13 protein-coding genes are annotated in these 15,363 nt (G+C 61.6%); 4 read left to right on the plus strand and 9 right to left on the minus strand.

Features of this window, described 5'->3' with window-relative positions:
- Positions 1-10: 10 nt before the first annotated feature.
- Positions 11-1,384, minus strand: coding sequence for an endonuclease/exonuclease/phosphatase family protein (locus M2367_RS00255; protein ID WP_259235457.1), 1,374 nt, complete (start codon positions 1,382-1,384; stop codon positions 11-13).
- Between the two features lie 345 nt (positions 1,385-1,729).
- On the opposite strand from M2367_RS00255, the gene M2367_RS00260 reads away from it, so the two are divergent.
- A complete protein-coding gene (locus M2367_RS00260) occupies positions 1,730-2,668 on the plus strand; it encodes a L,D-transpeptidase family protein (protein WP_042040929.1) in 939 nt (312 codons plus the stop codon).
- Between the two features lie 76 nt (positions 2,669-2,744).
- Here the strand turns inward: M2367_RS00260 and M2367_RS00265 are convergent, their stop codons facing one another.
- The 4 genes from M2367_RS00265 to fldB all read right to left on the minus strand — a co-directional run bounded on the left by M2367_RS00265 (position 2,745) and on the right by fldB (position 7,003).
- Positions 2,745-3,119 carry a VOC family protein gene (locus M2367_RS00265; RefSeq protein ID WP_042040928.1) on the minus strand — a complete coding sequence of 125 codons (375 nt, stop codon included), beginning with the start codon at positions 3,117-3,119 and terminating at the stop codon, positions 2,745-2,747.
- Positions 3,120-3,589: 470 nt separating this feature from the next.
- Positions 3,590-4,930, minus strand: coding sequence for a TldD/PmbA family protein (locus M2367_RS00270; protein WP_259235460.1), 1,341 nt, complete (start codon positions 4,928-4,930; stop codon positions 3,590-3,592).
- Positions 4,930-6,330 (minus strand): TldD/PmbA family protein, encoded by a 1,401-nt coding sequence (locus tag M2367_RS00275; RefSeq protein ID WP_224431148.1) that lies wholly within the window; start codon positions 6,328-6,330, stop codon positions 4,930-4,932. Before M2367_RS00275 ends, M2367_RS00270 begins: the two co-directional genes overlap by 1 nt.
- A 154-nt stretch (positions 6,331-6,484) precedes the next feature.
- Positions 6,485-7,003 carry a flavodoxin FldB gene (gene fldB, locus M2367_RS00280; RefSeq protein WP_259235461.1) on the minus strand — a complete coding sequence of 173 codons (519 nt, stop codon included), beginning with the start codon at positions 7,001-7,003 and terminating at the stop codon, positions 6,485-6,487.
- Between the two features lie 184 nt (positions 7,004-7,187).
- Here fldB and xerD point away from each other — a divergent pair, with 184 nt between their 5' ends.
- Positions 7,188-8,105: a site-specific tyrosine recombinase XerD gene (gene xerD, locus M2367_RS00285; RefSeq protein ID WP_042040924.1), complete on the plus strand. Its 918-nt coding sequence runs from the start codon at positions 7,188-7,190 to the stop codon at positions 8,103-8,105.
- Between the two features lies 1 nt (position 8,106).
- On the opposite strand, the gene M2367_RS00290 is transcribed toward xerD, so the two are convergent.
- Positions 8,107-9,663: a sensor domain-containing diguanylate cyclase gene (locus M2367_RS00290; protein ID WP_224431146.1), complete on the minus strand. Its 1,557-nt coding sequence runs from the start codon at positions 9,661-9,663 to the stop codon at positions 8,107-8,109.
- Positions 9,664-9,821: 158 nt separating this feature from the next.
- Complete coding sequence (mscL, locus tag M2367_RS00295; protein WP_042040923.1) at positions 9,822-10,229, minus strand: large-conductance mechanosensitive channel protein MscL; 408 nt, start codon at positions 10,227-10,229, stop codon at positions 9,822-9,824.
- Positions 10,230-10,510: 281 nt separating this feature from the next.
- Here mscL and recJ point away from each other — a divergent pair, with 281 nt between their 5' ends.
- The gene (gene recJ / locus M2367_RS00300) at positions 10,511-12,241 is read left to right on the plus strand and encodes a single-stranded-DNA-specific exonuclease RecJ (protein ID WP_259235462.1); all 1,731 of its coding nucleotides are present in this window, start codon (positions 10,511-10,513) and stop codon (positions 12,239-12,241) included.
- Between the two features lie 99 nt (positions 12,242-12,340).
- Here the strand turns inward: recJ and M2367_RS00305 are convergent, their stop codons facing one another.
- Positions 12,341-12,940 carry an alpha/beta hydrolase gene (locus M2367_RS00305; protein ID WP_259235463.1) on the minus strand — a complete coding sequence of 200 codons (600 nt, stop codon included), beginning with the start codon at positions 12,938-12,940 and terminating at the stop codon, positions 12,341-12,343.
- A gap of 188 nt (positions 12,941-13,128) precedes the next feature.
- Between M2367_RS00305 and M2367_RS00310 the strand changes: the two genes are divergently transcribed.
- Positions 13,129-14,205, plus strand: a complete 1,077-nt coding sequence (locus tag M2367_RS00310; protein WP_259235464.1) for a Gfo/Idh/MocA family oxidoreductase — start codon at positions 13,129-13,131, stop codon at positions 14,203-14,205.
- A gap of 119 nt (positions 14,206-14,324) precedes the next feature.
- Here the strand turns inward: M2367_RS00310 and lipA are convergent, their stop codons facing one another.
- Positions 14,325-15,290: a lipoyl synthase gene (gene lipA, locus M2367_RS00315; RefSeq protein ID WP_042040919.1), complete on the minus strand. Its 966-nt coding sequence runs from the start codon at positions 15,288-15,290 to the stop codon at positions 14,325-14,327.
- Positions 15,291-15,363: the final 73 nt, after the last annotated feature.

Consider the following 15,363-nt stretch of genomic DNA (forward strand, 5'->3'; position numbering starts at 1 on the left):
ATCCCTTGGATCACTGGTCCAGTTCGACGTCCACCCACACCAGGCGGTGATCCGAGCTCACCCCCTTGGCGATGCCTCGCTTGGCGTCATACACCAGGTGGTAGCCGGGCTCGAAGCTGGCGGGCCAGAACACCCCTGAGGCGACCGCGTTGAGGTTGGCGGAGGGGATCAGGTGATCGAGCTGCAGGCCGCTGCTGCTGGTGATGCGTTCCGGTGTGGTGCGGTTGTTGTTGCGCTTGCACTGATCCGGCTGGCTGGCGAGGCACTCGGGGCCACCCTGGCTGACCGGGATCAGGGCGCCGTTGGTGACTGCCTGGTTGACCAGCGCATGGTTGTGCAGATCCTGGATGGCACTGAGATCCCCGTCACCTGCTTGCGGATCTGCGTTGAGATCCCCGGCGATGACGAAGCGGGCGCCCTCGGCCAAGCCACCCGCCTTGCCCCCATCGTCCACCATGTAGCTGGCGCTCTCCACATAGTCCTGCCAGAAGGCGACCTCGGCCCTGTTGTGCTTGACGTTGTGGCGCGCCGCGTTGCCGAAGATGGGGGGCGTGGGGTGGGAGATGAGGAAGTGGATCACCTCCTCCTTGTTGCCCTGCTTGATGCGCACCGGCACGTCCGCGTGGTTCTTGGAGGAGAGCGGGAACTGCTCCCAGGCCGCGGCGTCATACCAGGCATCGCCGCACTGGCGACCGGCCGGGATCGGCGCCCTGGGGTTGTTGCAGTCGTCGATGATGGGGTTGGCTTCGCCCGGCATGTCCTTCCACTTGAACTGCTGGAAGGTGCGGATCCCTTTGGTATCGATGGGGTACTTCGACATCAGGGCGAAGGCGTACTGGCCGTGGTAGTTGCCAAAGCCCCAGGCGTCATCCGGCCCGCTGCTCAGCTTGCCGTCCAGATTGAGATCATGACCGCTCATCAGGCCGGTGTTGGTGGCGAAATTCTGCATCACCGGGTAGCTGATGGCCTGCACCTCGCCGTGCTGGGCATGGGCCAGGTAGTTGTCGTTGAACGCCTTCAGATCGGCGGTGCTCTCGCCCTTGCCGTTGTTGTCGAATTCGTTGAGCAGGAAGACGTCCGGGCGGGTGCGCTGGATGATCTCGGCGATATTGCGGATCTGCTGCACGTCTTTCGCTTGGGTTATCTCGGCCTTGCCGAGGCTGGTGTCACCGTCCTGATAGCGGGCCAGCAGGGCGTCCTGGGCGGCGCGGTCCAGGGCCAGTTCGCCGGAGAGCATGCCGGGGGCGGTGCGATCGAAGGAGAGGTTGAAGGTAGCGAAGCGAACCATGGGATCTGGGGCCTTGGAGTCATTGTTGCTGTTACAGCCTGCCAGTAATCCGAGGGAAATGGCGGCGGCCAGTAGGGTTTTATTGAGGTTTTTCATTATATTTTCCGTAGCGTCAATAGGTTATCGCCTTTTTTGGCGCTGGCATTATAAGGCGCAAGGAGGAAGGTTGGGTGTCGATTGACCTCGGTTGTGAGCCACTTCACAGGCCGGGAAATAGCAGCAACCTTAAGCGGGATCCCACTGTTCATGGAATAGTCAGCCAAAGGGCAGTAGGGTAAATGATTAAATAGTGTCAAAGCGGGGCCTTTGAGTGATAAATCCCCCGTCTGGACGTTGAAATTTGTGTCACGGCAGGGAAGAATGCGCACCAAGGGTGCTGGCAGCTCATCATGAGCGTGCACCTTCCCCAGATCAGGTCACAGAAACACCTATAGGAATTGTATGAACGCCTTTAGTACCACGGTTCGCGTCGCCGCCTCGGCCCTCTTGTGCAGCCTGACACTGGTCAGCCAGCAAGCCGCCGCTGTTGAATATGCTCTGCCTACCGCCAAGAGCCGTTTGATCGGTGAAAATCAGGAGTACGTGGTGCCGGCGGACAACCGCCCCCTCGAACAGATCGCCGCCGACTTCCAGTTGGGGCTGACCAACATCATGGAAGCGAACCCCGGCGTGGATCCCTTCCTGCCCAAAGCGGGCAGCACCCTGGTGATCCCTCATCAGCTGATACTGCCGGATGCGCCCCGTGAGGGCATCGTCATCAACGTGGCCGAGATGCGTCTCTACTACTACCCCAAGGGCAAGAATGTGGTGCAGGTGTTGCCGATAGGCATAGGCCAGCTTGGGGTCAATACCCCGGAAAACTGGGTCACCAAGGTGGAGCGCAAGCGTGCCAACCCGACCTGGACGCCGACCGAGAACATCCGTCGCCGTTATGCCGCGCAAGGCAAGACGCTGCCCGCTGTCTGGCCGGCCGGCCCGGATAACCCCATGGGTCTGCATGCCCTCTATATCGGTAACCTGTACGCCATCCACGGTACCAACGCGACCTTCGGCATCGGCCTGCGGGTGAGCAGTGGTTGCGTCCGTCTGCGTGCCGACGACATCAAGTACCTGTTTGACAAGGTACCGGTCGGTACTCGCGTGCAGTTCGTCAACCAGCCGGTCAAGGCCACGGTCGAACCCGATGGCAGCCGTTACATGGAAGTCCATGAGCCGCTGTCGCGCAGCGAGGCCGAGTTCAACTCCAATACGCCGGTCCCCCTCAAGCTGACGGCCCCCATCAGCCGTTTCGTCGCTCATGCCGAGAACGATTCCAAGATGGTGAAAGAGGCTCTGGAGCAGCGTTCCGGCCTGCCGACTCGCCTCAACCCCGAGGTCTGATGGTCTCATTGAGAGTGTCAGTCAAGAGAACGGCGACCCCTGGGTCGCCGTTGTTGTTTCTATGGCAGCCATTGGATCAGGATGCCGGGGGCGCATAGAGCGCCAGTCGATTGCCTTCGGTGTCCTCGATGATGACCCGGGAGCCGTGACCGCTGCCGATGCCGTGCAGAGGTGCCAGGACTCGCCCGCCGAGTCGGGGAACCATGAGTTCGGCCTCTTTCAGCCTGTCTCCGAGGGAGAGATAGATGAGGGGGCCACTGCCGCCGGGCTGGTGGTATTCATCCATGGGGCCGAGACAGGCCGCTGCATTATTGCCGTCGTGGCGCAGCATGGCGAAGCGTATCTCCTCCTGTTGTGCCGTGACCGGCACGTCGAGCAGGGCCGAGTAGAAGGCCATGGCGCGGTCCAGATCCCGGGTTGGAATGTCGGCCCAGACTAGCGTGTTGTCCATCTTGCATTCTCCAGACGTTTCCGGCCGATGCGACCGGTGGCTCTTAGAGGTTAGGAGGGGAGAATAAGGGGCGCCATCAATGAAAAAACGGCGCCATCAGGCGCCGTTTTGGAGTGGGGGAGAGCAGCAATTTCTGCACTGTATACAGTCAGTTACCTTCGAGGTTCAGGCCACCGCCCCATCTCTGTGCTGGCATACAGCGGCTCTTCTTGTCCGAAGGGCTCACTTGCCGGCGATGCTCAGCCCGCCGAAGCGGATGAATGATGGCGCGTAGAAGACTTTGCCATCATTTCCTGTGTCAGCGGGCTATTTCCCGGCGATATTCAAGCCGCCGAAGTGGATGAATGATGGTGCGTAGGAGCCTTTGCCATCGGGTCAAACGCACCGCTTATTTCCCGGCGATGCTCAGCCCGCCGAAGCGGATGAATGATGGTGCGTAGGAGCCTTTGCCATCGGGTCAAACGCACCGCTTATTTCCCGGCGATGTTCAAGCCGCCGAAGCGGATGAGCGGCGCGTAGAAGCCTTTGCCATCGTCGTGGTGCAGCAAGTCGCCGACCGCTTCCAGCTCCCCGAGCAGGCGGTAGAAGTTGCCCGCCACCGTGATGCCGCGTACCGGCGCGATGCGAACCCCGTCCCGACACAGGAAGCCCGAGGCGCCAAACGAGAAGTCACCGCTCACCGCATCGGCCCCCGAGTGCAGGCCATCGAGCTTGACCAGTTCCAGATACTCGCCTGTTTGTACCTCGGTCTCGCTGTGGGGGCCTGTGCCAAACACCAGATGGCGCGGGCTGACATCCAGGGCGCTGCGGGCGCTGCGTGAGGCGGCCCCATTGCTCTGGATGCCGAAGTGGTGCGCCGTGACACTGTTGTGGAGCAGGGTTTTCAGATCCCCCTCGCCAATCAGCAGCAGATCGGTGCTGGGGGCTCCCTCACCGTCGAAGGCCTTGATGTTCATGCCCCCCGGCATATAGACCCGGCTCTCCAGGGTGAGCCAGCGCGACGCCACGCTCTGCCCTACTTTGTTGCGCCAGGGGTTGATCCCCTGCTGGGCCCATTTGCCAGACAGCGCCGACTGGAAGCAGCCAAACAGGCTGGCCAGGCAGTTGGTGCTGAACAGGGCGCTGTAGCGGCCGCTCGGCACGGGGTCCCCCATCAGCAGCCCCTCAGCCACGGCATACACCTGTTCGATGAGGGTACGGCTGTCGAGTTCGTCGAAGCGGCGGCCGTACTGTCCCTGATAATGCATGGACTGGCGCCCTTCACGCTCAACCAGCGCCGAGGTGTAGCAGCCGACGCTGAACTCGCTGTGCTGACAGAGGGTTCCCAGGCTGTTGGCGAGCCAGAGACGGCTCTCCCCCTCGAACAGGCTGTTGTAGGGCGCACCTGTCACATCCGGCAGGGCCAGCATGTCCGCCTCGAGGCGCAGGGCCAGGGCTATCTTCTCTTCCACCGGGGTGCGATCGGGTTGATGGATCTCGGCGCAGTCGGTATTGAGCTGGCTGTCGGCCACCCGAATCGCCTGATCTGCATCCACCTTGGCGAAACGGCTGGCGTCGAGGGCATCTTGCAACATGGCATCGAGGGCGGCCTCATCCAGGGATTCCGAATAGGCGATGCCGACCCGGCCATCCTTGATGAGACGCAGGCCAAGCTGCTGACTGCTGGTGACCTTGTATTCACCAAGCTCCCCCTTGTCGGCCTTGAGGGAGAACGCCTTGTCCTGATTGGCGATGATATCCGCCTCGGCATTGATATCGGCCACTTTCTCCAGCAGGCGGCTGAGCAGAGTATTCATATCGAGTGCGCTCATCAGGCGTTCCCTCCCACTAAGATGTTATCCACTTTCAAGGCTGGCTGACCGACCGAGGTGGGCACTGAGCCCGAGACGGAACCACACATGCCCGCGGCCAGGGCCAGATCGCGGCCGACCATGGAGATCTCCTTGAGCACCTGAGGGCCGGTGCCTATCAGGGTGGCCGACTTGAGTGGCCGGGTTATCTTGCCGTGCTCGATGAGGTAAGCCTCCTGCACGTTGAAGTTGAACTCGCCGGTGCCAGGTTGCACTGAGCCGCCGCCCATCTTCTTGGCATAGATGCCGTGTTCCACCGTGGCCAGCATCTCGTCCAGGCTGTGATTGCCCGCTTCGATAAAGGTGTTGCGCATGCGCGAGGCGGGGGCGAAGCGATAGGATTCGCGTCGCCCTGAGCCGGTGCGGGCATGGCCGGTCTTGAGCGCCCCCATGCGGTCGACCAGGAAGCCGGTCAGTACCCCATCCTTGATGAGCTGGGTGTGCTGGGTCGCCATCCCTTCATCATCGACGTTGATGGAGCCCCAGGCGTTGCCTTGCAAGCCTTCGTCCACGGCGCTGACCGCCGGATTGGCGATGAGCTGGCCCATCTTGTCGTGAAACACCGAGGCCTTCTTGGCGACCGAGGTGGTCTCCAGCAGGTGGCCACAGGCCTCGTGGAAGATGACGCCGCCAAAGCCGCTCTCCATGATGACCGGCAGGGTACCGCTCGGGCAGGGCGCTGCGCCGAGTTTTACCAGCGCCTGACGGGTGGCGGTGAGCGCCAGCTCGCGGGGATCTATGCTGGCCGCATGCTCCCAGCCCATGAGGGCACCGGGGGCTTCGTAGCCCATGGTCTGCTCGCTGCCCTGGGCGGCGATGGCCTGGGCCATGATGCGGTTGTAGTGGCGACGATCCCCCACCTGCAACCCTTCGCTGTTGAAGATCTCCACCTCCTGCTCCCAACCCATGGCATTGGCGGAAAACTGGCTCAACTTGTCACTCTCGCTGCGGGCGGCGGCATCCATGGCATGCAGATAAGCGATCTTCTGCTCAAGCAGCTTGTCCGCCGACAGCGGCAGGGCGATGGGATGGTGATCGGTCAAACGGGTGAAATCGAAGGCGGTGGCGGTCACCACAGGATCCCGTCTGTCTTTTGCCGCCAGCAGACTGACGATGCGCAGCAGCTCATCGCGGCTGGCCAGATTGGTGTAGCCGTAGAGCACCTTGTGGCCATAGCACAGGCGCACGCCTATGCCAAAATCGAGGCCGCCACTGATATTTTCTATCTGGCTCGACAGCAGGCTGATCTGGCTGCGGCGCTTGCGCTCCACAAACAGCTCGGCGAAGTCGGCCCCCAGCGCCAGGGCGTGATCGAGCACGTCGCGGGCGATGGCGGGGGCCAGGAGGGAGATTTGGATCATAGAATTTCCTTTTCTGGTCTATTCCTGTTTGCTTCCAGCGCCCTGATTTTTAGGATTATGTTGGGCGCAGGTAAACATTGTTACAGACCAGTGTGCAAAAGTCGCTAGGCCGAACCCGATGACGACAATAGAAAATATGAGGGGAAGGGCAGGCTTACAGCAGTTCCTGGATCTCATTGAGGATCTGTTCGACCCACTGTTCGAGTCGCTCATCGGTCTGGTCATACTGGTTGGCGTCATCGAGGGCCAGGCCGACGAAGTGGCGACCGTCGTCGATGAGTGCCTTGGAGGCCTCGAATTCGTACCCTTCATTGGGCCAGTAACCCACCAGCTTGACTCCCTTGGGCAGCAGCTGATCGTGGAGCAGGCCGAGGGCATCCTGATACCAGTCGCCGTAGCCGAGCTGATCGCCCATGCCGAACAGGGCGATGATGCGCCCCTCGAGGTCGAGCCCGGCGATGTCATCCCAGCTGGATTCCCAATCTTCCTGCAACTCGCCGAAATCCCAGGTGGAGATGCCGAGGATCAGGATCTCGTAATCCTGCATGCGTACCATGGGCACGTCTTTGATGTTGTGGATGTCGACCAGCTCCGGGCCCAGCAGGGTACGGATCTTCTCGGCGGCCATCTCGGTGTAACAGGTGGTGGAACCGTAAAACAGACCTATCTTCATCGCTCTTCCAGCCAGCTCAAGGTAAGGGGGCAAGTTTACCAGAGAGTGGCCGCCGCTTCCCAGTCTGGACGGGCCTTGATCCCTCGCCATATCAGGGCATCTGATCCGACTCTCGCAGCCCGGCTTGTGTGGCGGCCCCGACTTGGCGTTAGAATGGCAACCTGTTCGTCAACCCGGCCGCCCCATGACCAAGCAAACCGTCAAGTCCGCCCACTCCCCGCACCCCCTGATCGAGCAGTTCCTCGACGCGCTCTGGCTGGAGCGGGGTCTGTCTGACAATACCGTGGCCTCCTACCGGGTCGACTTGAGCAAGTTCGCCCATTGGCTGGATGCGCAGGGCAGCGCCCTGCTGCTGGCGGGGATGGCCGAGATCCAGCACTACCTCGCCTGGCGGGTGGATCAGGGCTTCGCCCCCAGCAGCACGGCGCGCTTTCTCTCCGCCTTGCGCCGCTTCTATCAGTATCTCAACCGGGAGAAGCTGCGCAGTGACGATCCGACCGTCTTGCTGGAGGGACCCAAGTTGCCCAAGAAGCTCCCCTCAGACCTGAGTGAGGGGCAGGTTGGCACCTTGCTCGATGAGCCTGATGTGGAGGATCCCCTTGAGCTGCGGGACAAGGCGATGCTGGAGCTGCTCTACGCCACTGGCTTGCGGGTCTCGGAACTGGTGGGATTGACCGCCGAACACCTGAGCCTGCGCCAGGGGCTGGTGCGAGTGGTCGGCAAGGGCAACAAGGAGCGGCTGGTGCCCATGGGGGAGGAGGCGGTGCATTGGCTCGAGCGTTATTATCGTGCCTCGCGCCCCCTGCTGCTCGGCGGGGTGAGCTCGGATGTGGTGTTCCCTTCCAAACGGGCGCAGATGATGACCCGCCAGACCTTCTGGCATCGCATCAAGCTCTACGCCCTGCGCGCCGGCATTGCCGGGGAGCTGTCCCCTCACACCCTGCGCCACGCGTTCGCCACCCATCTGCTCAACCACGGTGCCGACTTGCGGGTGGTACAGATGCTGCTGGGGCACGCGGATCTCTCCACCACCCAGATCTACACCCATGTGGCGAATGAACGACTCAAGGCGCTGCATGGTGAGCATCACCCCCGTGCCTGATTCAATGTGAGCTGACTTCTGCCAACTGGTTCTTGCCATTGGCTTTGGCCTGGTAGAGCGCATCATCCACCTGTTGCAACAGCGCTTCCCAGGCTTGCCCCTGCCAGGCTCCGAGACCAGCGCTGAAGGTGACGGATAGTGCAGGTTCACGCCATACCAGCGTGCTGACTGCTGTTCGCCACGCTTCCATCAGCAGCTTGGCCTCCAGCAGTGACTCCTGCTCGAAGATGACGATCAGCTCCTCGCCACCATAGCGGCACAGGGTCCCCCCCTGGGGCAGGATCTCCTGTCCCAGGGCCGACACGCGCTTGAGGACCGCATCTCCGGTCGGGTGGCCGAAGCTGTCATTGATCGACTTGAAATTGTCGAGATCGACCAAGGCGAGTACGAAGGGACGCTGCTCGTCATGAAGCCGACGCATTTGGTTATCGAAATAACGGCGATTGTAGAGGCCGGTGAGCGCATCTCGATTCGCCTTGTCGGCCACCTTGTCCATCTTGGCCGTCATCCGGTTGAGTTCATCTTCCAGCTCCTCAACCCCTTTGATACTGGGCAGGATAACCTGTTTGCCGGGAGGCGTGACTCGCATCAGGCGCACGACCTGGATGAGCTGGGTGATGATCTGTTCAATTTTGTTCTTGAAGATGACGGCCACCAGGCCAAACAGCAGTAGGGAGAGCAGCAACATGACAATGACTGTGGTGATGAAACCCTTGTTGATGTTATTGGTCAGGCTGAGGGGGAGCTGAGTCACCAGGATCCAGTTGGGGTGCCCCTCAATGCTGCCGAAGGTGACGAGGTTATTCTCATCATCGAGGAACTGGCCATCCAACCCTTCTAACTGCACCAGCATCTTGGGGTCGGCGGGGCTGTTGATGAGAGAAGCGTCGCTGTGAGCGATCAGGATCCCGGTCTGGGTATCGACCAGCATCATACGGGCCCCGTTGGCCAGTTTGGTGTGTTGCTGAAAGATAAGACTCCACTCCTGCAGTGACACATCGAGGGCGACTACCCCATCAATTTCTCCGTCGGGAGCGAGCAAGGCCTTGGAGACCGATATGACCGGGATCTTGGTCAAGGCATCGCTATAAGGATTCCCCCACACCGGTGTATTAGGCAGCTCAAGGGCAACCTGATACCAGGGGCGCCGGGTGGGCTGGTAGTCGTCGGTGAGCAGCAAGGTGGGATAGGAGAAGAAGCTGCCCTGATGACTGCTGTAGTAGATGTGCTTTATCAGGGGGGAGGGATAGCTAAGAGCGCGCCAGCGCTGGGCCAGCTCTTCTTTTTCTGCATTGGAGAGCCGATTTCCTCTTTTTGTCTTGTGCAACTGCTCTCCCGCCATATTGAGCTGGGCGACCAGCATGGTGCTCTGGCGGGCTATGTCTTGAACCATGATCTGGCTGGTCGCCTTGAGTGTCGCCTGGAGAAGATTGGACTGGGTGAGCTGATTGAAATAGAAGAGACCGCCACTGATCAGCAGCATGGGGATGGCCAGGATGATGAGATAATAAGTGACAAACTGATGGTAACTGTTTGTGGGTTTGCTGGGGGAGGTCATGGCATTCCTGAAAGGTTCTGGGCCGAAACAGGCTGACCGACCAGTCTACGTGGCGGGATCCCTCAAGGCAAATGATTGATCTGTCATTTGTATATTCATTTGGGTTTATGCCGAGAAGGGGGCCCTCCTCGGCGTGGTTGCGGGGGCTTGCCGGAGAGTTATTGCTGCTTGTTCTTGAGCAGATCGCGGATCTCGCTCAGCAACTCTTGATCCTTGGTCGGCGCGGCTGGTGCCGCTGGCGCTTCCTCGGCTTGTTTCTTCATGCTGTTCATGGCCTTGACGCCCATGAAGATGGCAAAGGCGATGATCAGGAAGTCGATGATGGTCTGGATAAACTTGCCATAGGCGATCACCACGGCGGGGGTCTCTCCCTCGGCCGCCTTGAGCACCACGGCCAGATCGCTGAAATCGACCCCGCCCAGGATGATACCTATGGGGGGCATGATGATGTCACCGACGAACGAGGAGACTATCTTGCCGAAGGCGGCACCTATGATGATACCGACGGCCATGTCGATCACGTTGCCACGGGCGGCAAAGGCCTTGAATTCCTGGATCAGGCTCATTGAAATCTCTCCAAATGGGTAAAGTTGCACAAAGTTATTAGTCATGGAGTGAGGGCTGAGTACAGGCTGCGCCTACACCCATGAGCCATCTCTGCTAGCTTGATGTGACTGAGCCCAATTGGCAACCTGAGCGGGCAAAATTTCTGTTAACGATCAGTTATTAATGGGATTCGTAATAAGATCCCGAATGATGGAATTTGCCTATCGGGGGCAGGAGTGCGATCCTTGCCACCTGTTTTCGGCCTCTGCCACCGTGTTGATTAACCCCATTGGATAGCCCCATGTCCCTGCAAATTCGTCGTCGTCCCCGGGTGGATGATGCTCATCTCCCCGATACCCTGCATCCCTTGCTGCGTCAAATCTTCGCCAGTCGCGGGGTGGAGGATCCCGCCCTGCTGGAGCGCAGCGCCAGCCAGCTGCTGCCGCCCCAGCGGCTGTTTGGCATGGAGCAGGCGGTGCCGCTGCTGGCCGGGGCGCTGACTGCCCAGAAACGCATCCTCATCGTCGGCGACTTCGACTGCGACGGCGCCACCAGCTCGGCCCTGTGCGTGCTGGCGCTGCGGGCCATGGGAGGGCAGAGTGTCGATTTCCTGGTGCCCAACCGCTTCGAGTTCGGTTATGGCCTCACCCCGGAGATCGTCGCGCTGGCGGTGGCTCGCGGCGCCGAGTTTCTCATCACAGTGGATAACGGCATCTCCAGCATCGCCGGGGTGGCCGCCGCCAAGGCCGCCGGGATGCAGGTACTGGTCACCGATCATCACCTGCCGGGTCATGAGCTGCCTGCTGCCGATGCGATAGTGAACCCTAACCAGCGTGGCTGCGATTTTCCCTCCAAGTCCCTGGCCGGGGTGGGGGTGGCCTTCTACCTGATGGCGGCCCTCAACACCCATCTGCGCCAGAGCGGCTGGTATGAGCGACTCGGCATTCGTCCCCCCAACGTGGCGGACTATCTCGATCTGGTGGCGCTTGGCACAGTCGCCGACGTGGTGGCGCTGGATGGCAACAACCGTATCCTTGTCCATCAGGGGCTGCAGCGGATCCGGGCCGGTCGCTGCCGCCCCGGCATCCAGGCGCTGGTGGACGTGTCGGGCCGCGATGGTCGCCGCCTGTGCGCCGCCGATCTCGGCTTCGCCCTGGGGCCTCGCCTCAATGCGGTGGGCCGGCTCGATGACATGTCCCTCGGGGTCGCCTGTCTGCTGAGCGATGATCTCAACCTGGCGCGCCAGCTTGCGGCGGAGATGGACAGCCTCAACCAGGAGCGCAAGGAGATAGAGCAGGGCATGCAGCAGGAGGCCCTCGCCACCCTGGAGCAGATCCGGTTTCGCGACGGCGAGGTGCCCAGCGGCATAGTGCTGCACCGGGATGAGTGGCATCAGGGGGTGGTGGGGCTGGTGGCCTCCAAGATCAAGGAGAAGTACTACCGACCGGTGATCGCCTTCGCCGAGAGCAGTGACACCGAGCTCAAGGGCTCGGGCCGCTCCATCCCCGGGGTGCACCTGCGCGATGCGCTGGAGCTGCTCGATACCCGCCATCCGGGCCTGATGGGCAAGTTTGGCGGCCACGCCATGGCGGCGGGGCTGACCCTGCCCAAGGCCAATATAGCGGCGTTCGGCCGGGCGTTTGAGGCGGTCATCGCCGAGCTGGTGACCCCGGAGCTGCTGACCGGGGTGCTGCTCACCGATGGCGAGCTGCTGCCCGACGAGCTGAGTCTGGAGCTGGCGGAGCTCATCCGTGCCTCCGGCCCCTGGGGCCAGGCCTTCCCCGAGCCGCTGTTCGACGGTGAGTTCGTGCTGGTCCAGCAGCGGCTGGTGGGGGAGAAACACCTCAAGCTGATGCTGACCACGGATTCCGGTCATGCGGTAGATGCCATCGCCTTCGGGGTGGATCTCAAGCGCTGGCCCGATGCCTCGGTGAAACGGGTGCGGCTGGTCTACCGGCTCGATGTCAACGAGTGGCGCGGCAACCGCAGCGTGCAGCTGCTGGTGGAGCATCTGGAGGCCGCCGGTCTCTAGTCTTGCCGCTTCAAACGTCACGCAAGCCAACGGCCACCCTCGGGTGGCCGTTTTGTCATCGAAAGTTATCGAAATCTACCGACAATGACAGCCATGCCATCAACCTGCCTTAAGCGCCCCTTGGACATCACCCAGGGCACTGACCATACCCATCACTTGTTCATAGGCGAGGGGCAACTCGGTGAAACCCTCCCGGTCGAGGAAGTGTCCCCCTTGCTCGATCAGATGCAAAGGAGCCTGGAGCCGCTGGGCCAGACGGGCCGAGTAGGGCTGGGGCACTATGGCATCATCCATGGAGGCGATCAGGGCGCAATGGTGCAGGCGAGCACGAAGCTCGGCAAGGGGCAGCGACTGGGCGACGAAGGGGGTCAGCTCGGGCAGGGTCGCGAGGGGCTCATCAAAGCCACTGACCAGCAGCAAACCGCCGAGGTGATGCGTCGCGGTTTGTTGATGCAGGTAACGCAGGGCCGCGATGCAGCCCAGGCTGTGGCCAACCAGTATGGTGCTGCCATCTGCTTCTCCGATACGCTGGGCCAGATAAGCATCCCAGGCGGCAGGCGCCGGGGTATGGGGATCCGGCATGGCCAGCACAGTGACCTGCACCCTCTGCTCTTCGAGCCGGGTGGCGAGCCAGGGAAACCAGTTGGCCTGGGGGGATGCCGTGTAACCATGGATGATGAAGACCTTGACCGGGGACATGAGCAGCTCCTGAATGCGGCGGGAAAGTCGGCATCATAGCCTCTGCCCGAAGGAACAGGAATGCTCGAACGGGGCCTTATCGTTGCCTCCAGACGCCTGCGCCGAGTCAGGTCCGCGGGATTCATTGCTCTGGATCAGGCCAGGTCAAGGCCAGTGGCGCTAGATTGAATCTATTTGGAGAGAAGCTGATGCAAATTGGATTCGTCGGCCTGGGCGCCGTGGTGGAAACCGCTTATCTGCCAGCCCTCAAGCGGCTCACCATACCGGACCTAGATCTGTGGGGCCATGACGTGGATCCCGCTCGGCAGTTGATGGGCATTCATGGCCTGCCGAGTCTGGGAGCCTTGCTGGCCAAGCCGCTGGATCTGTTGTTCATTACCACTCCCTCCCTCGTTCATCTGGAGACCCTGCAGGCAGCCCTGGCTAGCGCAATACCGCTATTGGTGGTGGAAAAACCTCTGGTTGCCCGTCTGGATCAGCTTGGGGAGATGGAGGCGCTGCTGGCCGACGCTGCCCAGGCCGGGCGAGTGCTGGCCCTGGATCACTGGATGGCACGCCGTGGGATCCAGCAACTGCTATCGGGGCAACTTGGCGCGCATTGGCAGGCAGAGGATCCGGCGCAGGCGGATCTTCCTGATTTCACCGGTGCTCGGCTTGTGCTGCTGGAGGGCTATCTGCAAGAAGCCAGTGGCAGGGACGATCAGGGGCAGCCCATCGCCCTCAACTTTGCCACGGGAGAAGCGGATCGCCGGGCGCTGCGCCATCCCGATGGGGTCATCCTCGACATAGGCACCCATGTGCTGACTCAGGCCAGAGAGCTGGTGGCGGCGCTTGGGGAGGATGAATCCCTGCAACTGAAAGCCCGTGGCGTGACAGACCGGCTGGGCCAGGCCATAGCCCGAGGCGACCTGCACAGCGCCGAAGGGCGGGCCGAACTGCTTGGCTCCCTGGGATCCATACCGCTTCATATCTGGCTCGACAAATACGCCGGCCCTGCCGGGGGACAGAAGGGGATCCGGGCCTCTCTGGCAGATGGTCGGCAGATCAGCCTGGATCGCTGTGGCAGCGAGGAGCGGCTCACCTTGACTCAGGGAGCCGTCAGCCGCAGTTGGCGCCTGAGCGGCCCTCTCTATGATCACTGTCTGGCCGACTTGCTGACGGGTGAGGGCATGGGCAAGGCGGAGCGTATTGCGTTGACCCGGCGCCGCCTGGCCGAGGTCAGGGCCCTGCTTGAGCTGCAACAACAGGTGCGGGGCCCTCATTGAGCCAAGCCAACAGCCGACCCGGCATGGCGCTCGACCTATTACAGCCTTGATTGACCGATACAAGAAGAGCGCCCTGAGGCGCTCTTCTTGTTGGCAGATGCATGGGGATGCAAGGGCGATTATTTGACCTCTTCGCCCTTGGCTTGCAGGTCTGCGTGGTAAGAGGAGCGCACGAAGGGACCGCAGGCGGCGTGGGAGAAGCCCAGATCCATGGCGACGTCTTTGAGCTCGTCGAACTCTGCGGGCGGCACGTAGCGCTTCACCGGCAGGTGGTGGCGGCTCGGCTGCAGATACTGGCCCAGGGTCAGCATGTTGACGCCGTGCTCGCGCAAGTCCTTGAGCACCTGGACTATCTCTTCGTTGGTCTCGCCAAGACCCATCATGACACCGGACTTGGTCGGTACATGGGGGTGCATCTCCTTGATGCGGCGCAGCAGCTCCAGGGACCACTTGTAGTCGGCACCGGGGCGGGCGACCCGGTACATGCGCGGGGCGGTTTCCAGGTTGTGGTTGAACACGTCCGGCGGGGTCTCGCGGAACACGTCCAGGGCCTGCTCCATCCGGCCACGGAAGTCCGGGGTCAGGATCTCGATGCGGGTCTGGGGGCTGTGCTCACGGATCTGCTTGATGCAGTCGGCGAAGTGCTGGGCACCGCCGTCACGCAGGTCATCGCGGTCCACCGAGGTGATGACCACGTATTTCAGCCCCATCTCCTTGATGGTGAGGGCCAGTTTCTGCGGCTCGTCGGGATCCAGTGCCAGCGGGCGGCCGTGGGCCACGTCGCAGAAGGGGCAACGACGGGTGCAGATGGCGCCCATGATCATGAAGGTGGCCGTGCCGTGGTTGAAGCACTCGGCCAGATTGGGGCAGGAGGCCTCTTCACAGACCGAGTGCAGCTTGTTTTTACGCAAGGTGCTCTTGATGTGCTCAATCTTCTGGCTCGAAGGCGGCAACTTGATGCGCATCCAGTCCGGTTTGCGCAGCACTTCTTCGGTGGGATCCGGCATGAATTTCACCGGGATCAGGGCCATCTTGTCGCCATCGCGCAGCTTGACGCCCGGCTCCATACGAACTGGTTTGCTCATGATTCACTCTCGGTGTTTGTTACTGTCAGGTTGATGGCCGAAGGGGGCATCTTGATGTTCCCATCGCCGCAGG

The organism is Aeromonas sp. BIGb0445 (assembly GCF_024809075.1).
GTDB lineage: Bacteria > Pseudomonadota > Gammaproteobacteria > Enterobacterales > Aeromonadaceae > Aeromonas > Aeromonas rivuli.